The 19,890-nt window shown below is 60.2% G+C and carries 18 protein-coding genes; 4 read left to right on the top strand and 14 right to left on the bottom strand.

Translation table 11 applies throughout. The features are described from left to right. Positions 1 to 7 precede the first annotated feature (7 nt). The 5 genes from urtE to urtA form a co-directional block, all read right to left on the bottom strand. Entirely contained in the window at positions 8 to 703 is a 696-nt protein-coding gene (gene urtE, locus ACSQ2Z_RS06475) for an urea ABC transporter ATP-binding subunit UrtE (RefSeq protein WP_436080431.1), read from the bottom strand. Between the two features lie 147 nt (positions 704 to 850). Then, positions 851 to 1,603 carry an urea ABC transporter ATP-binding protein UrtD gene (gene urtD / locus ACSQ2Z_RS06470; RefSeq protein ID WP_436080430.1) on the bottom strand — a complete coding sequence of 251 codons (753 nt, stop codon included), beginning with the start codon at positions 1,601 to 1,603 and terminating at the stop codon, positions 851 to 853. Positions 1,604 to 1,608: 5 nt separating this feature from the next. Beyond that, positions 1,609 to 2,802: an urea ABC transporter permease subunit UrtC gene (gene urtC, locus ACSQ2Z_RS06465; RefSeq protein ID WP_436080429.1), complete on the bottom strand. Its 1,194-nt coding sequence runs from the start codon at positions 2,800 to 2,802 to the stop codon at positions 1,609 to 1,611. Further along, positions 2,799 to 4,406 carry an urea ABC transporter permease subunit UrtB gene (gene urtB / locus ACSQ2Z_RS06460; RefSeq protein ID WP_436080428.1) on the bottom strand — a complete coding sequence of 536 codons (1,608 nt, stop codon included), beginning with the start codon at positions 4,404 to 4,406 and terminating at the stop codon, positions 2,799 to 2,801. The genes urtC and urtB overlap by 4 nt, the downstream gene beginning before the upstream one ends. A 306-nt stretch (positions 4,407 to 4,712) precedes the next feature. Then, positions 4,713 to 6,002 carry an urea ABC transporter substrate-binding protein gene (urtA, locus tag ACSQ2Z_RS06455; RefSeq protein ID WP_436080427.1) on the bottom strand — a complete coding sequence of 430 codons (1,290 nt, stop codon included), beginning with the start codon at positions 6,000 to 6,002 and terminating at the stop codon, positions 4,713 to 4,715. A gap of 210 nt (positions 6,003 to 6,212) precedes the next feature. Between urtA and ACSQ2Z_RS06450 the strand changes: the two genes are divergently transcribed. Beyond that, the gene (locus tag ACSQ2Z_RS06450; protein WP_436080426.1) at positions 6,213 to 9,602 is read left to right on the top strand and encodes a hybrid sensor histidine kinase/response regulator; all 3,390 of its coding nucleotides are present in this window, start codon (positions 6,213 to 6,215) and stop codon (positions 9,600 to 9,602) included. After that, positions 9,595 to 10,515, top strand: a complete 921-nt coding sequence (locus tag ACSQ2Z_RS06445) for a response regulator (RefSeq protein ID WP_436080425.1) — start codon at positions 9,595 to 9,597, stop codon at positions 10,513 to 10,515. Before ACSQ2Z_RS06450 ends, ACSQ2Z_RS06445 begins: the two co-directional genes overlap by 8 nt. Positions 10,516 to 10,621: 106 nt before the next feature. On the opposite strand, the gene ACSQ2Z_RS06440 is transcribed toward ACSQ2Z_RS06445, so the two are convergent. Further along, the gene (locus tag ACSQ2Z_RS06440) at positions 10,622 to 10,948 is read right to left on the bottom strand and encodes a hypothetical protein (RefSeq protein WP_436083003.1); all 327 of its coding nucleotides are present in this window, start codon (positions 10,946 to 10,948) and stop codon (positions 10,622 to 10,624) included. Between the two features lie 64 nt (positions 10,949 to 11,012). Here ACSQ2Z_RS06440 and ACSQ2Z_RS06435 point away from each other — a divergent pair, with 64 nt between their 5' ends. Continuing rightward, positions 11,013 to 11,282 carry a hypothetical protein gene (locus ACSQ2Z_RS06435; RefSeq protein ID WP_436080424.1) on the top strand — a complete coding sequence of 90 codons (270 nt, stop codon included), beginning with the start codon at positions 11,013 to 11,015 and terminating at the stop codon, positions 11,280 to 11,282. 25 nt (positions 11,283 to 11,307) lie between these two features. Here ACSQ2Z_RS06435 and ACSQ2Z_RS06430 read toward each other — a convergent pair whose 3' ends face one another. Both ACSQ2Z_RS06430 and ACSQ2Z_RS06425 read right to left on the bottom strand, forming a co-directional pair. After that, complete coding sequence (locus ACSQ2Z_RS06430; RefSeq protein ID WP_436080423.1) at positions 11,308 to 12,282, bottom strand: 2-hydroxyacid dehydrogenase; 975 nt, start codon at positions 12,280 to 12,282, stop codon at positions 11,308 to 11,310. 121 nt (positions 12,283 to 12,403) lie between these two features. Next, positions 12,404 to 13,402, bottom strand: a complete 999-nt coding sequence (locus ACSQ2Z_RS06425; RefSeq protein WP_436080422.1) for an alpha/beta fold hydrolase — start codon at positions 13,400 to 13,402, stop codon at positions 12,404 to 12,406. Positions 13,403 to 13,569: 167 nt separating this feature from the next. Between ACSQ2Z_RS06425 and ACSQ2Z_RS06420 the strand changes: the two genes are divergently transcribed. Further along, positions 13,570 to 14,019 carry a MarR family winged helix-turn-helix transcriptional regulator gene (locus tag ACSQ2Z_RS06420; protein ID WP_436080421.1) on the top strand — a complete coding sequence of 150 codons (450 nt, stop codon included), beginning with the start codon at positions 13,570 to 13,572 and terminating at the stop codon, positions 14,017 to 14,019. 100 nt (positions 14,020 to 14,119) lie between these two features. On the opposite strand, the gene ACSQ2Z_RS06415 is transcribed toward ACSQ2Z_RS06420, so the two are convergent. The 6 genes from ACSQ2Z_RS06415 to ACSQ2Z_RS06390 form a co-directional block, all read right to left on the bottom strand. Then, positions 14,120 to 15,238, bottom strand: a complete 1,119-nt coding sequence (locus tag ACSQ2Z_RS06415) for a branched-chain amino acid ABC transporter substrate-binding protein (RefSeq protein WP_436080420.1) — start codon at positions 15,236 to 15,238, stop codon at positions 14,120 to 14,122. A gap of 122 nt (positions 15,239 to 15,360) precedes the next feature. Further along, the gene (locus ACSQ2Z_RS06410; RefSeq protein ID WP_436080419.1) at positions 15,361 to 15,705 is read right to left on the bottom strand and encodes a DUF6867 family protein; all 345 of its coding nucleotides are present in this window, start codon (positions 15,703 to 15,705) and stop codon (positions 15,361 to 15,363) included. Between the two features lie 112 nt (positions 15,706 to 15,817). Next, positions 15,818 to 16,540, bottom strand: coding sequence for an ABC transporter ATP-binding protein (locus ACSQ2Z_RS06405; protein ID WP_436080418.1), 723 nt, complete (start codon positions 16,538 to 16,540; stop codon positions 15,818 to 15,820). After that, positions 16,540 to 17,418, bottom strand: a complete 879-nt coding sequence (locus ACSQ2Z_RS06400; RefSeq protein ID WP_436080417.1) for an ABC transporter ATP-binding protein — start codon at positions 17,416 to 17,418, stop codon at positions 16,540 to 16,542. The genes ACSQ2Z_RS06405 and ACSQ2Z_RS06400 overlap by 1 nt, the downstream gene beginning before the upstream one ends. Continuing rightward, complete coding sequence (gene livM, locus ACSQ2Z_RS06395; protein WP_436080416.1) at positions 17,418 to 18,809, bottom strand: high-affinity branched-chain amino acid ABC transporter permease LivM; 1,392 nt, start codon at positions 18,807 to 18,809, stop codon at positions 17,418 to 17,420. Before livM ends, ACSQ2Z_RS06400 begins: the two co-directional genes overlap by 1 nt. A 4-nt stretch (positions 18,810 to 18,813) precedes the next feature. Beyond that, positions 18,814 to 19,716 carry a branched-chain amino acid ABC transporter permease gene (locus tag ACSQ2Z_RS06390; protein WP_436080415.1) on the bottom strand — a complete coding sequence of 301 codons (903 nt, stop codon included), beginning with the start codon at positions 19,714 to 19,716 and terminating at the stop codon, positions 18,814 to 18,816. Positions 19,717 to 19,890: the final 174 nt, after the last annotated feature.

The raw sequence follows: 19,890 nt of genomic DNA, 5'->3' as shown, positions 1-19,890 counted from the left end.
TCCGCCGTCAAACTGTCAGGTGGCGGCGTGCTTCCGGCGTGTCCAGCGTTTCCGCCGGCCCCTCATGCACGATCTCGCCCCGATCCATGATATAGACATGGTCTGCAAGCTCGCGGCAGAAGTCAAGATATTGTTCCACAAGCAGAATTGCCATCCCCGTGGAATCGCGCAGATACTGGATCGCCCGGCCGATATCCTTGATGATCGACGGCTGGATGCCCTCTGTCGGCTCGTCAAGAACGAGGATCTTCGGCCGCGTCACCAGCGCGCGGCCGATCGCCAATTGCTGCTGCTGGCCGCCCGAGAGGTCGCCGCCGCGGCGGCCGAGCATGGAACGCAGGACCGGGAAGAGATTGAAGATATCCTCCGGAATGAAACGGTCCTTGCGCGCCACCGGCGCATAGCCTGATTCCAGGTTCTCCTTGACCGTCAGCAACGGAAAGATTTCGCGTCCCTGCGGCACGAAGCCGATGCCGTGCTTGGCGCGATTGTAAGGTGCCATGCCGTTCAGCGGGGTATCATTGAAGATAATGGTGCCGGCGCTCGGCCCATGCTGGCCGGTGATGGCGCGCAACAGGCTGGTCTTGCCGACGCCGTTGCGGCCCAGTACGCAGGTGATCTTGCCCATGGGTGCCGTGATGGAGACGCCGCGAAGGGCCTGGGCCGCACCATAGTGCAGATTGATGTTATCGACCGTCAGCATCTTTGTTTCACCTCATTTCCTCACTGCCCCTCACCCTAACCCTCTCCCCGCAAGCGGGTTGAGGGGACGACGGAGCTCGCCGCTTGTCCCTTCTCCCCGTGAACGGGGAGAAGGTGGCCGACAGGCCGGATGAGGGCAATGCAAAAGCTACCGCCCCAGATAATTCTCGATCACTTTCGGATCGTTGCTCACAAAATCGATCGAGCCTTCGGCCAGTACCGAGCCCTCCGCCAGGCACGTGACTTTGACGCCGAGATCGCGGATGAAGCCCATGTCGTGCTCGACCACGACGACCGAGCGGGTTTTGGCAATTTGCTTGAGCAGGATGGCGGTTTCCGCCGTTTCGGCATCCGTCATGCCGGCCACGGGCTCGTCGACCAGAAGCAGCTTCGGCTCCTGCGCGAGCAGCATGCCGATCTCCAGCCACTGCTTCTGCCCGTGCGAGAGATTGGCGGCCAGATCGTCCTTGCGGGCGGTCATCCGGACGGTTGCGAGGATTTCCTCGATGCGAGCCTTGTCCTCGGCGGTCAGGCGGTAGAACAGCGTTGAAAACACGCCGCGCTTCCGGTTGAGCGCCAGCTCGATATTGTCCCAGACCGTGTGGCTTTCGAACACCGTCGGCTTCTGGAACTTGCGGCCGATGCCGAGCTGGGCGATGTCGGCCTCGTCCTTCCTGGTGAGGTCGATATCGCCGTTGAAGAAAACCTGGCCCGAATCCGGCCGGGTCTTGCCGGTGATGATATCCATCATCGTCGTCTTGCCGGCACCGTTCGGGCCGATGATGGCCCGCAGTTCGCCGGGTTCGACGACGAAGGACAGCGAGTTCAGCGCCTTGAAACCGTCGAAGGAAACCGACACACCGTCGAGATAGAGAAGACTGCGGGAGGTCTTTGCATCCATCGATCTTACTCCGCAGCCTGGGGTTTAAGTGTTGCAACTTGGCTTTCAACCTTGACAGCCGCCTTGTCCTGATAGGCCTGCTCGACAGCGTCGGCTTGTCTCCGTTCCTTGCGGGAGGCGACGAACTGCTGGACCGTGCCGACAACGCCCTTGGGCAGGAACAGCGTCGTTGCGACGAACAGGGCACCGAGCGCAAACAGCCAGAACTCCGGGAAGGCGGCGGTGAAGATGCTCTTGCCCAAATTGACGAGGACGGCGCCGATGATTGGTCCGATCAGCGTGCCGCGCCCGCCGACCGCCGTCCAGATGACCACTTCGATCGAGTTCGCCGGCGCGAATTCACCGGGGTTGATGATGCCGACCTGCGGCACGTAGAGTGCTCCGGCGACACCCGCCATCATCGCAGAGACGGTGAAGATGAAGAGCTTCATGTTCTCCACCCGGTAGCCGAGGAAGCGGGTCCGGCTTTCCGCATCGCGTACGCCGACCAGCACCTTGCCGTATTTGGAGCGGACGATGGCGGAGCTCAGGATCAAGGCCAAAGCCAGCGCGATGGCGGTTGCTGCAAACAGCGCCGCCCGCGTGGCGGCGGCCTGGACGTTGAAGCCGAGGATATCCTTGAAATCGGTGAGGCCGTTGTTGCCGCCGAAGCCCATCTCATTACGGAAGAAGGCGAGCAGCAGCGCGTAGGTCATCGCCTGGGTGATGATCGACAGGTAGACGCCGGTGACGCGCGAGCGAAAGGCGAACCAGCCGAAGACGAAGGCGAGCAGGCCGGGCACCAGCAGAACCATCAGCGCCGCGAACGCGAAATGGTTGAAACCATACCAGTACCAGGGCAGTTCGCTCCAGTTCAGGAACACCATGAAATCCGGCAGCAGTGGATTGGCATAGACGCCCCGATCGCCGATCTGGCGCATCAGGTACATGCCCATGGCATAGCCGCCGAGCGCGAAGAAGGCACCGTGGCCAAGCGAGAGAATGCCGCAATAGCCCCAGACGAGATCGAGCGCGAGCGCGAGCAGGGCGTAGCAGAGGTACTTGCCGAGAAGCGGCACCAGATAGCCCGGAACGTGCAGAGCGCTGCCTTCCGGGATCAGGAGATTGGCGAGCGGCACGAGGGCTGCCGCGAGAAGGATGAGCGCCACGGCAAAGAGGATTTTCTTCTCGTGCCGGCTGAACAGCATTTGCGTGATCATTGTTCGATCGCCCTTCCCTTGAGCGCGAACAGGCCGCGTGGCCGCCGCTGAATGAAGAGAATGATAAAGATGAGGATGAGGATCTTGCCCAGCACCGCACCGGCATAGGGTTCGAGGAACTTGTTGGCGATGCCGAGCGTCAGCGCGCCGACCAGCGTGCCCCAGAGGTTGCCGACACCACCGAAGACCACGACCATGAAGCTGTCGATGATGTAGTTCTGGCCGAGATTGGGCGAGACATTGTCGATCTGACTGAGCGCCACGCCTGCCATGCCGGCAATGCCCGAACCGAGGCCGAAGGTCAGCGCATCGACCCAAGGTGTGCGAATGCCCATGGAGGAGGCCATGCGGCGGTTCTGGGTCACGGCGCGCATCTGCAGGCCGAACTTGGAGCGCTTGAGCAGCAGGAGCAGCGCAACGAAAACGCCGAGCGAAAAGACGATGATCCACATCCGGTTATAGGTGATGGCGAGACCGCCGAACTCGAACGCGCCCGACATCCAGCTTGGATTATCGACCTGGCGGTTGGTCGGTCCGAAGATCGTGCGGATCGCTTGCTGCAGGATCAGCGAAATGCCCCAGGTGGCAAGCAACGTTTCCAGCGGCCGGCCATAGAGGAAGCGAATGACGCTGCGCTCGATGCCGACTCCGACCAGGCCGGTGAACAGGAAGGCGGCGGGAACAGCAAACGCGAGCGAATAATCGCTCATGCCGGGCGCGACGGCGTCGATCGTCTGCTGCACCACGTAGGTGGTGTAGGCGCCCAGCATGACCATTTCGCCATGCGCCATGTTGATGATACCCATGACACCGAAGGTGATTGCAAGGCCGATGGCCGCCAGAAGCAGAACCGAGCCGAGCGACAGGCCGTACCAGATGTTCTGCGCCACGTCCCACACGGCAAGACTGGTCTTGATCGACGCGATGTTCTGCCCGATCGCCGGTTTCAGGTCTTCCGGCGCATTTTCCAGAGCCGCGGTCAGGATCGTCAGCGCATCGCGATTGCCGCGCGCCGCGATCGTGTCGATGGCAGCCTTCTTGTCCTCGGCGCTGGCGTCTGTCTTGAGCAGGATCACGGCACGCGCCGCTTCCATCGTCGCCTTAACCTCGATGTCCTTCTCCTCAGCCAAAGCGGCGTTCAAAAGCGCGAGATTGTCCGGATCGGCATCCTTGAGCAGATCCTGCGAGGCGGCCAGCCGCGCAGCCCGATTGGGGCTCAACAGCGTCAGCTGGCTCAGTGCCGCGCCGATCGCGCCGCGCAGGCCGTTGTTCAGCTTGATTTTCGCAAGATTGCCCGGAACGTCGGCTGCCGGCGCGCCGGTCAGCACGTCGAGGTAGGCGCCATCCGTCGGTGCGGCGAGGTAAACGGAGCCACCGGTCTTCGGCGCGTAGAGTTTGCCGTCGCTCAGGCTTTGCAGGATTTCGGCCACCTTGGCATCGCCCGATGCCGCCAGCGCCTCTACGGCTTCGATCTTCTGCGGAAAACTGTTGGCGCCCAGCGCATCGACCAGAGGCCGGATGTCTTCCTGCGCGCGCAGGCCGGTTGCAAGGCAACTGACCAGCAGGCAAAGAGCGACAAGGAAGGTCTGGATGGCGCGATACATGAGCTCTTCTTGTTCCGTTGGCTGACGCCGCGTATTCCGGCTAATGCTTCACCGCTGGCGCCGCTGCTTAATGTTTCCGCAATGCCTTCCTCCGACGATCAGAGCGGAGGCGATCCATGTCCGGATGCTCTGCCCACCCCTAACACCATGCAGAAACCGTGCCAGGCAGGGAGCAAGGAGTGAAAGTCCTCCGTCCAGAGTGGGAAAGCCGGACGGAGGTATTCCTGGCAAATCAAAAGGTCATGGAGTGATTTGGTGGAAACGGCGTTTAAGCCGTTTCCCGAGTATATTGGCCTTGATGAAAAATCAGGAGCCCTTGCCGCCGCACTTGCCGGTGGCAACGTTGAAGTTGCCGCAGGACATCGGCTTGCGCCAATCGGAGATCAGGTCCTTCGAGTCCGGCAGGTAATCGGACCATTCGTCACCGACCACGGCAGGCGTCTGCTGGACGATTTCGAACTGGCCGTCTTCCTGGATTTCACCGATCAGCACCGGCTTGGTGATGTGGTGGTTCGGCATGACGGTGGAATAGCCGCCCGAAAGGTTTGGAACACTGGTGCCGATGATCGTGTCGAGAACGGCGTCCGTATCGGTCGTGCCGGCTGCTTCCACGGCCTTCACCCAAGCGCTGAAGCCGATATAGGCTGCTTCCATCGGGTCGTTGGTCACGCGCTTGTCGTTTTTGGTGAAGGCGTGCCACTGCTTGATGAATTCGGCGTTGACCGGAGCATCGACGGACTGGAAGTAGTTCCAGGCAGCCAGATGGCCGACCAGCGGCTTGGTGTCGAGACCGGCAAGCTCTTCTTCACCGACCGAGAAGGCGACGACCGGAATGTCGGTTGCCTTGATGCCCTTGTTGCCGAGTTCCTTATAGAAGGGGACGTTGGCGTCGCCGTTGATGGTCGAAACGACGGCGGTCTTCTTGCCGGCCGAGCCGAACTCCTTGATCTTGGCCACTTCCGTCTGCCAGTCGGAGAAACCGAACGGCGTATAGTTGATCAGGATATCCTCTTTCGGAATGCCCTTGGCGATCAGGTAGGCTTCGAGGATCTTGTTGGTTGTGCGCGGATAGACGTAGTCGGTGCCTTCGAGCACGAAGCGCTCGACCCCTTCGGTGTTCATCAGGTAGTCGACCGCCGGAATGGCCTGCTGGTTCGGCGCAGCACCGGTGTAGAAGATGTTGCGCGAGGATTCTTCGCCTTCGTACTGGACCGGGTAGAAGAGCAGCGAATTCAGCTCTTCGAAAACCGGCAGAACGGATTTGCGCGACGACGAGGTCCAGCAACCGAAGACGGCCGCGACCTTGTTGACGGAGATCAGCTCGCGCGCCTTTTCAGCAAACAGCGGCCAGTCGGATGCCGGATCGACGACGACGGCCTCGAGCTTCTTGCCGAGAAGGCCGCCCTTCTTGTTCTGCTCCTCGATGAGCATCAGCATGGCATCCTTGAGCGTCGTCTCGGAAATGGCCATGGTGCCCGAAAGCGAATGCAAAACGCCGACCTTGATCGTGTCTTCGGCGGCAAAAACGCCAGAGAATGCGGTGGTGGCCAGTGCACCGGCCAGGAACGCGCTCATGACATGAGATTTGATTTTCATTGTGAACCCCTCTCGTTCTTTGACGACGGCTCTTGGGAGACCTTTACCGTTCGTAAAGGGACTATCCGCCGGGGGCAGAGAAACCTGTATACGTCAATTGACGTAGGCGCCGGGGCGAAGTGTGCAATGCAGCACCTTTAAGGATCGCGATCTTCTGTGCTACGACTTTTGCCGCGGCCGCGAAGATAGCAAGGGGAACCGACACCGCCGATGACAGCTCGCCAGCGCATCATACCGGTCCGGCGCGAATATAACCGCTGGGTCGCCAACCAGACGCTGGAAGACTACGCGCTGCGTTTCACCGCCAAGAGCGCCCGGCAATTCTCCTCGCAACGCATTTCACAGACGGCGATCGGGGCCATTTCCTTCCTGGCGCTGGAGGCGATCGGCGGCGCGATCACGCTCTCCTACGGAACGACCAACGCCGTTATCGCCATTCTGGCCGCCAGCATCGTCATGCTTTGTGTCGGCCTGCCGATCAGCCGCTACGCCATCCGCCATGGCGTCGATATCGATCTTCTGACGCGCGGCGCAAGCTTCGGCTATATCGGCTCGACCATTACCTCGCTGATCTATGCGAGCTTCACCTTCATGCTCTTTGCCATCGAAGCCTCGATCATGTCGGCGGCACTGGAAATGGCGCTCGGTATCCCGGTCTGGATCGGCTATATCATCAGCGCTGTCATGGTGATCCCGCTGGTAACACATGGCGTTCGGCTGATCAGCAGGTTCCAGCTGATCACCCAGCCATTCTGGATCGTCCTCAACATCTTGCCCTTCATCTTTATCGCGCTCGCCGACTGGAGCAAGTTCGACCTCTGGCTCGCCTTTGCCGGCGCCCACAAGACAGCTGGCGCACCCGGCTCCTTGGCGCCATTTTCGCTTGCCGAATTCGGGGCGGCCTCTGCCGTCATCCTCGCCCTGATGGCCCAGATCGGCGAGCAGGTGGACTTCCTGCGTTTCCTGCCACCGGAGGGGCAACGCAAGCTGCATCACCGGATCGCCGTCTTCCTGGCCGGCTCCGGCTGGGTAATCGTCGGTGCGCCAAAACTGCTCGCCGGTTCATTTCTCGTCGTGCTGTGCCTCAGCGCCGGCGTTCCGGTCGAGGATGCCGCCGACCCGGCGCACATGTACCTGACCGCCTTCGGCTACATGATCCCTTGGCACAATGCGGCTCTGCTGTTGATGGCCGCCTTCGTGGTCGTGTCGCAACTGAAGATCAACGTGATGAATGCCTATGCGGGATCGCTCGCCTGGTCGAACTTCTTCTCGCGCCTTACCCACAGTCATCCCGGCCGTGTCGTCTGGCTGATGTTCAACGTCGCGATCGCGCTGCTTTTGATGGAACTCGGCATCTACAAGCTTTTGGAAGAGACGCTCGGTATATTCTCGATCATCGCCATGTCCTGGCTCTGCACGATCTCGGCGGACCTCTTCGTCAACAAGCCGCTGGGTCTGGCGCCGCCGAGCATCGAGTTCAAGCGCGCCCATCTCTATGACGTCAATCCGGTCGGTGTTGGCGCCATGACGCTGTCGGCCTTGATCGCCCTCACTGCCCATTTCGGTCTGCTTGGCGCGATGGCATCGTCATTGGCGCCCTATATCGCGCTGGTCATCGCCTTCATCGCCTCCCCCGCCATCGCCTGGGCCACCCAGGGCAAATACTATCTCGCCCGCAAGCCGCGCCAGAGCTGGAAGAAGCTCTCGACCGTCACCTGCTCGATCTGTGAACATCCGTTCGAACCCGAGGACATGGCCTGGTGCCCGGCCTATTCGGCGCCGATCTGTTCTCTCTGCTGCTCGCTCGACAGCCGTTGCCACGACATGTGCAAGCCGCATGCGAGCTTCAATGCCCAGACCGCCGTCGTCGCCAAGGCCCTGCTTCCGAAAAAGGTCACCGAAACGCTCTCCACCCGTCTCGGGCGCTACGGCATTGCCGTCGTCCTGTCCGTCGCCGGCATCGGCATCATCCTGGCGATGATCGCCCACCAGACCGGCGCGGCGTCGCCGGAGACCGCATCGGTGATCAACCGGACGATCGGCGTGGTCTTCTTCGTCTTTGCGGTCGTCACCGGCATCGTCTGCTGGTTCTATGTGCTGGCGCATGACAGCCGGCTGGTGGCGGAAGAGGAATCCTCGCGCCAGAACACGCTGCTGCTGAAGGAGATCGCCGCCCACAAGAAGACCGACGCTGCCCTGCAATATGCCAAGGAGACGGCGGAGGCCGCCAACCGCGCCAAGAGCCGCTATGTCGTGGGGCTCAGCCATGAACTGCGCACACCGCTCAACGCCGTGCTCGGCTATGCGCAGATCCTTGAACGCGACGAGACCATTCCCGCTCCACGCCAGTCGGCGATCAAGGTGATCAAGCGCAGCGCCGACCATCTGTCGGGTCTGATCGACGGGCTGCTCGATATTTCCAAGATCGAGGCCGGCCGGCTGCAGGTCTATTCGAACGAGATCAACATCCAGGATTTCCTCGACCAGGTCACCGACATGTTCCGCCCGCAGGCGCAGGCCAAGGGCGTGGTCTTCGAACATGAGCGGGCGAGCACACTGCCGCAATATGTCCGCGCCGACGAGAAGCGGCTGCGCCAGATCCTCGTCAACCTACTCTCCAACGCCATCAAATTCACCGATAGCGGCACAATCCGCTTCGACGTCGCCTATCGCAGCCAGGTTGCGACCTTCACCGTCTCCGACACCGGCCGCGGCATTTCGCAGACAGACCTGCCGCGCATATTCGAGCCCTTCCAGCGCGGCGAGGCCGAACACGTCCGGCCGATGCCCGGCCTTGGACTGGGGCTCACCATCACCCGTCTTCTGACCCAGACACTCGGCGGCGAAATCGTCGTCGACAGCGAGCGCGACAAGGGTTCGACCTTCCGTGTCCGCCTGATGCTCTCGGCGATCAACCGGCCGACCGCCTCCCCGCCGTCGGTGCGCAAGATCGCCGGCTATGCCGGACCACGCCGCACGATCGTTGTCGTCGATGACAACGAGGATCATCGCGACCTGATGCGCGAGGTGCTGATGCCGCTCGATTTCGTCGTGCTGACGGCAGCAGGCGGCACGGAATGCCTGACGCTGATCGAAGGCGTCAAACCCGATCTCTTCCTGATCGACATCTCGATGCCCGGCATGAACGGCTGGCAACTGGTCACCCGGCTGCGCGAGCACGGACAGACGGCACCGGTGCTCATGCTGTCTGCCAATATCGGCGACGGGACGGAGGCCGACACCCATACCGGCCACAACGATACCCTCACCAAGCCCTTCGATATCCGCCAGTTGCACGACAAGCTGGCCGTCCATCTGGCCCTCGAATGGGACTATAGCGATACCGCTGCACCGCCGCCAAAGCCACAAGTCAAGGCCGAGGTCAGGACGCCCGGTGTTGCCCATGTCGAGGAACTGATCCGGCTGGGCGAAATCGGCTATGTCCGCGGCATCGAGGCGAAGCTCGCCGATCTCGCGCGCTTCGAGGAAAATCAGCCCTTTACCGAGGCTGTCAAGACCTATGTTCAGGCTTTCGACCTTGCCGGCTACGCGGATTTCCTCCAGAGCATAAACAAACAAGGGAGAGCCGCCGGTGAATGAAGCAGTCCATCCACGCGATATCGTGCTTATCGTGGATGATTCTCCGGAAACGCTAGGCTTCCTCACCGATGCGCTCGAACAATCCGGCTTCTCGGTGCTGATCGCCACCTCGGGCAAGGCTGCGATCAACGTCGTTGACCGCATCACGCCGGATATCATCCTGATGGACGCGGTCATGCCCGGCATGGACGGTTTCGACACCTGCCGCAGCCTCAAGGCTAATCCCGGCATCGCCCAGGTGCCGGTGATCTTCATGACCGGACTGACGGAAACCGAGCATATCGTTCACGCGCTGGAATCCGGCGGTGTCGATTATCTTTCGAAGCCCATCAACATCGATGAATTGCGCGCCCGTATCCGCGTGCACCTTGCCAATGCGCGTTCGGCGCAAAGCGCGCGCGTTGCCTTGGACGCGGCTGGACGGCACCTGCTTGCCGTGCGCGGCACCGGAAGCATCCAGTGGTCGACGCCGCAGGCGACACGGCTGGTCAATGCCGCGACGGGTCGGGATGATGGGCTGGAGACGCTCGCCGACCATGTCCGCGCCTGGCTGGAGGAGCGCGAAAAACACGGCATCTCCAAGGAGCCGCTGATCATCCACCAGAACGGCCAACCGGTCCTGCAGCTTGCCTATCTCGGCGCCATCGGCGGCGACGAATTCCTGTTCCGCCTCACCGGCGTCAGCCAGACCAGCGACGACGACATTCTCAGGCAGAATTTTTCGCTGACCGTACGCGAGGCCCAGGTGCTGCTCTGGATCGCCAAGGGCAAATCGAACCGCGACATTGGCGAAATCCTGGGCTTGAGCGCTCGCACGGTCAACAAGCACCTGGAACAGATCTATGTGAAGCTCGGCGTCGAAAACCGCGCGTCTGCCGCCGTCAAGGCAGCGAACGCCTTGCGTGAGGTCTAATGCATATCGCCCAAAAGTGTACAGCGGTTTTGGGACAACGACATGCAAAACAAAACCTAAAGCGCATCGCGCAAATCCGTCTTGACGCGATGTGCTTTAGCCACCTTCAGTAGGAATGCGGTGGCACGAAGAGACAGATGGTCCGAGTTTTTTCCTCACCCGCGACCGAGCACCAATGGTATTCGCCGTCCGGCGAGGACCGGACGCGCGTATCCGCATAGGGCACGACTTCACCGGTGAGATTGATGACATAGCCTTGCGGCTTCTCGCTGATCGCCTTGGTTGCGACCGGCCGGCAATCCTGATTGGAACAGCAGGAGAACGGATAGCTCCAGCCGGACGGCGCGTCATGGGCCTTGCCCGCCGCAGGCCATAGGCTGGCCGCGATCAGCGGCGGTATCAGCCAGGCAAGATAGTATCTTCCTTCCTGCATGATGGGGATCGCAGCCGAAACATGTCCATCGGCGATTGGGCGGTAGGCTACCTTTGAGAAGCGCATGAAGAACTCCTGGTTTGGGACCACTGCTGTTCCCGCCATCGAAGCGTTTCTTCCCGCATACCGGCTGACGCCGGAAAATTCCGCCGGCGCCGACATCGGCACGATCCCTTCAGGGGCCCTGCGTCCGTTCCTGGACATGGCCGTCACCATAACGCTTGGGGCGACGTGCCAGCCTGCCTTATATTTAAGCATTATCTGCCGATTCCGCCGGGTCGGCAATCGGCGGCCGTCGACAAACACGCCACGTTGCAATATCGCAACATTCTAATATTTAGTATTTGAAAGTCAGGGGCTTATGCGACGCGGTCCGGAGGTTGCCGGCCTTCGAAGAAGGCAGTGACGTTGTCGACGACTTTCATGCCCATCGCCGTGCGCGTCTCTTCCGTCGCGCTGCCGAGGTGCGGCAAGAGCACGACATTGTCCAGAACACGCAGCCGTTCGGGAACATTGGGCTCCGCCTCGAAGACATCGAGCCCGGCCCCGCGGATGACGCCGTTTTCCAGTGCTTCGATCAACGCGTTTTCATCGATGACATCGCCGCGGGCCGTATTGATCAGGAAGGCTTCCGGCTTCATCGCGGCCAACCGTTGCGCATTGATCAGATGCCGGTTTTCACCACCGCCGGGGCAATGGAGCGAGACGAAATCGGCGGCGGCCAGCACCTCCTCGACCGTATCCAACTGCCTGGCCCCATAGCGGGATGCTTCCGCCGTATCGATCTTCGACCGGTTGTAGAAGACCACATCCATGTCGAAGCCGAAATGGCAGCGTTTCGCCATCGCCTTGCCGATCCGGCCGAAGCCGATGACCCCGAGCGTCTTGCCGGTCACCTTGGTTGCGATCATGTGCGTCGGCCGCCAGCCGGTCCATTGCCCGGAGCGGACCTCGCGCTCGCCCTCACCTGCCCGACGCGCGACGGCAAGCAGCAGCGACATGGCGATATCCGCCGTGCAGTCGGTGAGCACGCCCGGCGTGTTGGTGACGGCTATGCCCCTCGCCCTTGCCGCAGCGATGTCGATGTGGTTGTAGCCGACGCCGAAATTTCCGAGAATTTTCGTGCGGATGTCTGTGCCATCGAAAAGCGAAGCCGGCAGGCGGTCGGATACCGTCGGCAAGACCGCATCAAACGAGCGAAGCGCTTCGGCGAGAGCCGCCGCATTCATGGCGATATCCGAGACATTGAACGAAGCATCGAACCGTTCGGCCAGAACGCGCTCGACAGCTTCAGGCCAGCGGCGGGTGACGAGAATGCGGGGTTTCTGGGCCATCGGCTGCTCCGGACTTGCTACTGAGAGCCGACATTTAGCACAAGAGCGACCGCAAACCATTGGTCAATCGGTTGAAAATATATGCAAGCGGGGCGCCACCAAGGCGCCCCGAATATTTCGGCTAGCTGTTCAGGAAGGCGAGCATGTCGTCGTTCAACTGCTGCTTATGGGTATCGGTGATGCCGTGCGGCCCGCCGGCATAGACCTTCAGCGTAGCATGCGGCACCAGCGTCTTCGATGCGCGTGCTGCAGCGTCGATCGGCACGATCTGGTCGTCATCACCGTGAACAATCAGCGTCGGCACGTCGAACTTCTTCAGATCCTCGGTGAAGTCCGTTTCGGAAAAAGCCTTGATCGAGTCATAGGTGTTCTTGTGGCCAGCCGTCATGCCCTGCAGCCAGAACGAGTCGATCATGCCCTGCGAAGGCTTGGCGCCGGGGCGGTTGAAGCCGAAGAACGGGCCGGACGCGATATCCTTGTAGAGTTGCGACCGGTCGGCGATCGATGCAGCACGGATACCATCGAACACCTCGATCGGCAGACCGCCGGGATTTGCCGCCGTCTTCAGCATCAGCGGCGGCACGGCGGAGATGAGACCTGCCCTCGCGACGCGGCTCGTACCATGGCGGCCGATATAGCGGCTGATCTCGCCGCCGCCGGTGGAGAAGCCGAACAACGAGACCTTCTTCAAGTCAAGAACGTCGATCAAGTCGGCCAGATCATCGGCATAGTGATCCATATCGTTGCCGTCCCAGGGCTGGGATGAGCGGCCGTGGCCGCGACGATCATGGGTGATGACGCGAAAGCCATTGTTGGCGAGATGCAATGCCTGCGCTTCCCAACTGTCGGAGGACAGCGGCCAGCCATGGCTGAGGACGACGACGGGACCGTCTTTTGGACCCCAATCCTTGTAATGGATTTCAACGGCATCGCGCGTGACAATGGTATTGACGCTGCGCTTTGCCGGCGGCTGATCTGCCGATGCGGGCGCAGCCTGATCCTCGGCGACCGCACGCGCTCCGGCCAGAGCGCCTGATACGGCGGCGATGCCTGCTCCGCCGACACCGGCAAGCAGGACGTTGCGGCGAGAAAAATTCTGTTCGTTGGTGCTGTCAGACATGACGTTCTCCTTCTCCGTTTGTGATGCCGCCTGGCGGCAAGTGTCGATTTACTTAGTGCACAATTAAATCGTTATCGACGTTTAGTCCTTCAGCTTTTCGATGTCAATACCTTGCGATTAAATCGCGAACGATTTATCTTGTGCACACCAGATGAAGGACGAACGCAATGGATCAAACATCGTGCGATAAAACGGAGGCGGCGAAACTCGACGACTTCCTCTGTTTCGCCATCTATTCAGCCAACCACGCCCTCAACCGCGTCTACAAGCCGCTTCTGGACGCGATCGGGCTTACCTACACGCAGTACATCGCCATGGTCACGCTCTGGGAGCAGGACGACCGGACAGTCGGGAGCCTCGGTGAAAAGCTGTTTCTGGAATCGAGCACATTGACGCCGGTGCTGAAGCGCCTGGAAGCTTTGGGGCATATCGTGCGGACGCGCGACAAGACCGACGAGCGGCAGGTACGGGTGCAATTGACGGCAACCGGACGTGCCCTTCAGGACAAGGCAAAAACCATTCCGCCCTGCATTCTGGAGGCAAGCGGCCTGGAGATGGGCGAACTGGTGCGGCTCAAGAAGGAGATCGCAACGCTGAGATCAGCCCTGCTGCGATAGCGGCGATGCTGTCTCGCGTGCCTGGACCGCACACGCAAAAAGGCCCGGCAATGCCGGGCCTTTCGCGATCCAGATGGACCAATATCTATGCCCGGAACGACTATTCGTTCTGGAAGTAGGTGTACTTGCCGTCGTCACCCTTCTTCCAGGTGTACATGACGTAGTCCGGACGGGTGATGTCGCCCTTTTCGTCATAGCTTAATTCGCCGATGGCGGTGTGGAACGGACCTTTGCCCTTGATGTTCTCGGCAACCGCCTGCGGATCGCTGCCGCCGGTGTTCTTGGCTGCTTCCGCGATGACCTGCAGAGCGGCGTAGGAATACAGCGTGTAGGCTTCCGGCTCAAAGCCGGCAGCGCGGAACTTTTCAACCAGTTCCTTTGCAGCCGGGTTCTTGCGCGGATCCGGAGCAAACGTCATCAGCGTGCCGTTAACAGCGTCGCCAGCGATCGAAGCAAGTTCGTTCGAAACGATACCGTCGCCGGACATGAAGGTGGCCTTCAGGCCCTGGTCAGCCATCTGACGCATGATGAGGCCGGCTTCGGTGTGCAGGCCGCCCCAGTAAACCACCGTTACACCGGCTTCCTTCATCTTGGCGATCAGGGCCGAAAAGTCCTTGTCGCCAGTCGTGATACCTTCGTAAATGACTTCCTTCACACCGGCTTCGTTCATGGCAGCCTTCGTCAGGTCAGCAAGACCCTGGCCGTAAGGCGTCTTGTCGTGAACGACGGCAACCTTGCCATCCTTGAAGTTGGCAGCGATGTAGGCACCGGCAACGGCACCCTGCTGATCGTCGCGACCGCAGGTACGGAAGGTGTTCCACAGGCCGCGCTCGGTGAAGACCGGGTTGGTCGCAGACGGGGTGATTTCCAGGATGCCGTTCTCCGCGTAGACTTCGGAAGCCGGGATCGAAACGCCGGAGTTGAAGTGGCCGACCACGAACTTGACGCCGTCAGCCACGAACTTGTTGGCGACGGAAACGCCCTGCTTCGGGTCGGAAACGTCGTCGCCGAGGACGATCTTGATCTGCTCGCCATTGATGCCGCCGGCAGCGTTGATGTCGGCCGCGGCCTGCTCGGCACCCTTCTGGAGCTGCGCGCCGAAAGCTGCATTCGGTCCGGTCAGCGGGCCGGCAACACCGACCAGCAGCTCAGCCCATGCAGTGCCGCTGAAAGCGACCATTGCAGTCAGCGCAACAGCCGACAAAAGTGACTTCTTCATCTTGTAACTCCCAAAAAATTTGAGCGGGTGTCGTTTAAACCGGTCACGATACCCACCATAATCGCGCCGGTATTCTTGTATCCGCAGGCAGCGCACCCGGCGCTGCCACGGGGTTCCCTCTATTATTTCGACTTCCATGAGAAAGGCGACGCCTTCTCATAAAGCCAGTAGTAATTATTGGTCATCTGCTTCGTACGGTAGTAGCGATAGCCGGCCGTAGCAAACAACAAAAGGACGACGGTGTCCACGATATAGTACTGCAAAGTCAACATGCTGCCGTGGAAAAGCGCATGATGGATAAAGCGGATCGCCACACCCAGAAGCAGGGTGTAGACAATCAGTGTCGAGTATTTGCTCCAGCCTTCGGCAGCACTCTTGCCGGTGCGCCAGGCAGTCCATCCGCCCATCACCACGGTCACCAGCGCGAACTGCAGAACGGTCGGTTCTTCATAGAGAATGCCTTGCATTCCATTTCTCCCCTACAAAGCGCTAGCCGGCTTTCGAGCCGCGCAAAAGCGCTCCAACGTACCGAAATCACATCTCCGCCGGCTGCTTCAAAACGCCACCGGCAGACATGGCTCAATGACCGCCCTCGAGATAGGCGGCGCGTACTTCCGGATTGGCCAGCAATTCCTTGCCGCTGCCGCTCATCGTCACCTTGCCGTTGACCATGACATAGCCGCGATGGGAGAGCTTCAAGGCGGCAAAGGCGTTCTGCTCGACGAGGAAGACGGTCAGGCCTTCCTGCTGGTTGAGCTTCTTGATCGCTTCGAAGATGCCCTTGACGATCAGCGGCGCAAGGCCGAGCGACGGCTCGTCGAGCAGCAACAGCTTCGGACGGGCCATCAGAGCGCGGCCGATCGACAGCATCTGCTGTTCACCGCCCGAGAGCGTTCCGCCACGCTGCGCCTGACGCTCCTTGAGCCGCGGAAACAGCGTGAAGATCTTTTCCACGTCCTCATTGAAATGCTTCATATTGTCGAGGCTCGCGCCCATCTGAAGATTTTCAAAGACGGTCATGCGCGGAAAGATACGGCGGCCTTCCGGTGACTGGGCAACGCGCAACCGGGCAATTTCGTGCGTCGGCATGCGGGTAATGTCCTGGCCATCGAAGGTGACCGAACCGGTCTTTGCCTGCGGGCTACCGCAAATGGTCATCATCAGCGTCGACTTGCCGGCGCCATTGGCCCCGATCATGCAGACGATCTCGCCGCGCTTGACCTCAACATCGACACCGGCAAGTGCACGGATATTGCCGTAATAGGTCTCAACGGCTTTTACATTCAGGAGAGTATCGCTCATCAGTGCGTGGCTCCCGGCGCAATTTCCTCGATCTGTTCGATCACCTCTTCGACCTCAACATCTTCAACACCGAGATAGGCCGCAATAACCTTCGGATCGTGTTTCACAAACTCCGGATTGCCGTCGGAAATCTTCTGACCGTATTCCAGCACCACGACGTGGTCCGAAATTTCCATGACCACCGCCATGTCGTGCTCGATCAGCAGGATCGACGTTTCCGTATCCTTGCGGATGCTGCGCAAGAGCTCGTTGAGGGCGAGCGATTCACGCGGGTTGAGGCCGGCTGCTGGCTCGTCGAGGCAAAGGAATTCCGGACCCGTGCACATGGCGCGGGCGATTTCCAGACGGCGCTGTGCACCGTACGGCAGGTCGCCGGCCGGATCGTCGGCGCGGTCGGTCAGGTTTGCCTTGTCAAGCCAGTACTTTGCACGCTCGATCGATTCTCCGACCGCCGCCTTGTAGGTCGGGAAGCCGAGCAGGCCGAGAATGGTGTAGCCAGAGGCCAGCATCAGCTTGTTGTGCTGGGCAACCAGCAGGTTCTCGAGAACCGTCAGGCCCGAGAACAGGCGGATGTTCTGGAAGGTACGGGCAACCTTGGCGTCGCGGTTGACCTCGTAATCCGCCATGCGCTCGAGAAGGTATTCCTTCCCGGCCTTCTGCCGCATCGTGATCATGCCCATCGTCGGCTTGTAGAAGCCGGTGATGCAATTGAACACCGTTGTCTTGCCGGCGCCGTTCGGGCCGATGAGCGCAGTGATATCGCCGCGATGGGCTTCGAACGACAGGTCGTTGATGGCCATCAGGCCGCCGAAACGCATCGACAGATGCTCGACTTTGAGGATTGGATCTTTCGTCATTGTGTCTGTCTCAAGGGCCATCAGCCGTGCCCTTCCTTGGTAAAGCTGCCGGAGACACTCTTGCGTTGGCGCAGGAATGCTGTGGGTTCGCGCGAGCCGACGAAGCCGCGAGGCTTCCAGACCATGACGACGATCATGGCCAGACCAAAGATCAGCATGCGGTAGAGTTCCGGGGTGAAATCAGGTCCGAAGATCCGCTTCAGGAATTCCATTTCGCGCAGCAGTTCGGTACCGCCGATCATGACGATCGCTGCGACGGCAATGCCGACCAGAGAGCCCATGCCTCCGAGAACCACGATCGCCAGGATGATCGCCGATTCGAGGAAGACGAAAGACTCAGGCGATACGAAGCCCTGGCGGACGGCAAAGAACGAGCCTGCAATTCCCCCGAACATCGCGCCGGTGGCAAATGCCGTCAGTTTGGTCGTGACCGTGTTGATACCGAGCGAACGGCAGGCGATTTCATCTTCACGCAACGCTTCCCACGCCCGACCGATCGGCATGCGGCGCAGGCGGATCGTGACGAACGCAGCCAGCATGCAGAGTGCCAGCGCCAAATAGAACAGGAAGATCTTGTAATAGGCCGAGGACATCGGCAGGCCAAACGCCTTGGCGAAATTGTTCGAGGCGCTGACATCGAAGGACCAGATGCCGAAGATGCTTGCCTTGGCGATGCCGGAGATACCAAAGGTCCCCTTGGTCACTTCCGTCCAGTTGATCAGCACCAGCCGGATGATTTCCCCGAAGGCGAGCGTCACGATCGCCAGATAGTCACCCTTGAGGCGCAGCACGGGGAAACCGAGGATCGTGCCCCACAGCGCTGCCAGGATACCGGCCATCGGCAGAAGCAGCCAGAAGGACAGGCCGAAATAGGAAGACAAGAGCGCATAGGAATATGCCCCGACCGCGTAGAAGGCGACATAGCCGAGATCGAGGAGGCCTGCGAGGCCGACGACGATGTTCAGTCCCCAGGCCAGCAGCACATAGATGAGAATCTGGATACCGAAATTATCGACCCATTTCAGCGAGCCCTGGAAGCCGAACGCTGCGACCATGACCAGCGGATAGGCGATCAGGGCAGCGATGGCAAGCAGGGTGAAATTGCGCGCGACGAAGCCCGCCTCACGCTCGGCGACCGGAGCTGCGGCCTTTTCAGCCTTGCGCGCCGCAAACCAGGGGCGAATGAAGGCGACCGTCAGGAAACGGCCTACCACGGCAACGGCGACGAAGATCGCCAGAAGCCCCCAGCGCTGGACGAGGACAAGCTCGTTCAAGATGTTCTGGTCGGTCTTCAGGCCGACGAACAGCACGAACAGGCCAAGAGCGATGAGGCCGGCATAAAAGGCCTCACGCAGAGCCCGCACCATCAGATTGCTGCTGACGGCCTCTTTGGTGTGCGAAATATTTGCCATGAAACTATACCTTCTCGACTTCCGGCCGACCCAGGATACCAGACGGCTTGAAAATCAGCACGATGGCGAGGATCGAGAATGTCGCGACATCCTTGTAGTCGATGGTGAAATAGGCGGACCAGAGCGATTCGATCAGGCCGATCATGAGGCCACCCAACACGGCGCCCGGAAGGGATCCGATACCGCCGAGAACAGCTGCCGTGAAGGCCTTGACGCCCGGTGTGAACCCATCGGTGAAGACGATCACGCCGTAATACATCAGGTACATGCTGCCGGCGACGGCGGCCAGCGCCGCACCCATGACGAAGGTGATCGAGATCGTCTTGTCGACATCGATGCCGAGCAGCGCCGCCATCTTGCGGTCCTGCTCGGTGGCGCGCTGGGCGCGCCCAAGCGGCGTATGATTGACGATGTACCAGAAGATGGTCAGCAGAACCGCTGTCACCAGCACGATAATGATCTGCTTCAGCGAAACCGCTATGCCGAAAACGTCGTAAACGGAGGAAACCAGCGGCGGAACCGGCTTGTTGCGCGGGCCTTGCGTTACCTGAATGAAGTTCGACAGCGCAATCGACATACCGATCGCAGTGATCAGCGGCGCCAGCCGGAACGAGCCTCGCAGCGGACGGTAAGCTATCTTCTCGATGACCCAGTTCCAGAGCCCGGTCATCAGCATCGCGACGATGATCATGACGAACAGGGCAAGGGCGATCGGGACGCCACCGAACAATCCCACGAGGATCAGGTAGACAACCAGAGCTGCAAAGCCGCCAAGCATAAAAATATCGCCATGGGCGAAGTTAATCATGCCGATGATGCCGTAAACCATTGTGTAGCCAATGGCAATCAAACCGTAAATCGAGCCAAGTGTCAGCCCGTTGACGAGCTGCTGGACAAAATACTCCATCTATATCCCCCGGGCCTGATCCTGTTAGGTCAGACCTCTTGTTTTAGAAGCTCTTTCCGAGCCTTTTTTCGATAGGGATTCCATAATGCTTTCGAACCAAAAGTGAAGCGTAAAATGACGGTTTCCTGAAATTCTTTCCCAGTTTAGTGATTTTGACGCTTTAACAGCCAAAAA

The organism is Pararhizobium sp. LjRoot235, from assembly GCF_964254145.1.
Lineage (GTDB): Bacteria > Pseudomonadota > Alphaproteobacteria > Rhizobiales > Rhizobiaceae > Pararhizobium.
This window is presented reverse-complemented; position numbering and strand designations above follow the sequence as displayed.

Excerpts from the sequence above, each read along its gene's own strand:
- ACSQ2Z_RS06430 (WP_436080423.1), bottom strand. The coding sequence starts at position 12,282 with ATGGCCCAGAAACCCCGCATTCTCGTCACCCGCCGCTGGCCTGAAGCT.
- ACSQ2Z_RS06405 (WP_436080418.1), bottom strand. The coding sequence starts at position 16,540 with ATGAGCGATACTCTCCTGAATGTAAAAGCCGTTGAGACCTATTACGGC.
- urtC (WP_436080429.1), bottom strand. The coding sequence starts at position 2,802 with ATGATCACGCAAATGCTGTTCAGCCGGCACGAGAAGAAAATCCTCTTT.
- urtE (WP_436080431.1), bottom strand. The coding sequence starts at position 703 with ATGCTGACGGTCGATAACATCAATCTGCACTATGGTGCGGCCCAGGCC.
- livM (WP_436080416.1), bottom strand. The coding sequence starts at position 18,809 with ATGGCAAATATTTCGCACACCAAAGAGGCCGTCAGCAGCAATCTGATG.
- urtB (WP_436080428.1), bottom strand. The coding sequence starts at position 4,406 with ATGTATCGCGCCATCCAGACCTTCCTTGTCGCTCTTTGCCTGCTGGTC.
- ACSQ2Z_RS06400 (WP_436080417.1), bottom strand. The coding sequence starts at position 17,418 with ATGGCCCTTGAGACAGACACAATGACGAAAGATCCAATCCTCAAAGTC.
- ACSQ2Z_RS06435 (WP_436080424.1), top strand. The coding sequence starts at position 11,013 with ATGAAGAACTCCTGGTTTGGGACCACTGCTGTTCCCGCCATCGAAGCG.
- ACSQ2Z_RS06390 (WP_436080415.1), bottom strand. The coding sequence starts at position 19,716 with ATGGAGTATTTTGTCCAGCAGCTCGTCAACGGGCTGACACTTGGCTCG.
- urtD (WP_436080430.1), bottom strand. The coding sequence starts at position 1,603 with ATGGATGCAAAGACCTCCCGCAGTCTTCTCTATCTCGACGGTGTGTCG.
- ACSQ2Z_RS06440 (WP_436083003.1), bottom strand. The coding sequence starts at position 10,948 with ATGCAGGAAGGAAGATACTATCTTGCCTGGCTGATACCGCCGCTGATC.
- ACSQ2Z_RS06450 (WP_436080426.1), top strand. The coding sequence starts at position 6,213 with ATGACAGCTCGCCAGCGCATCATACCGGTCCGGCGCGAATATAACCGC.
- ACSQ2Z_RS06425 (WP_436080422.1), bottom strand. The coding sequence starts at position 13,402 with ATGTCTGACAGCACCAACGAACAGAATTTTTCTCGCCGCAACGTCCTG.
- ACSQ2Z_RS06415 (WP_436080420.1), bottom strand. The coding sequence starts at position 15,238 with ATGAAGAAGTCACTTTTGTCGGCTGTTGCGCTGACTGCAATGGTCGCT.
- ACSQ2Z_RS06420 (WP_436080421.1), top strand. The coding sequence starts at position 13,570 with ATGGATCAAACATCGTGCGATAAAACGGAGGCGGCGAAACTCGACGAC.
- ACSQ2Z_RS06410 (WP_436080419.1), bottom strand. The coding sequence starts at position 15,705 with ATGCAAGGCATTCTCTATGAAGAACCGACCGTTCTGCAGTTCGCGCTG.
- urtA (WP_436080427.1), bottom strand. The coding sequence starts at position 6,002 with ATGAAAATCAAATCTCATGTCATGAGCGCGTTCCTGGCCGGTGCACTG.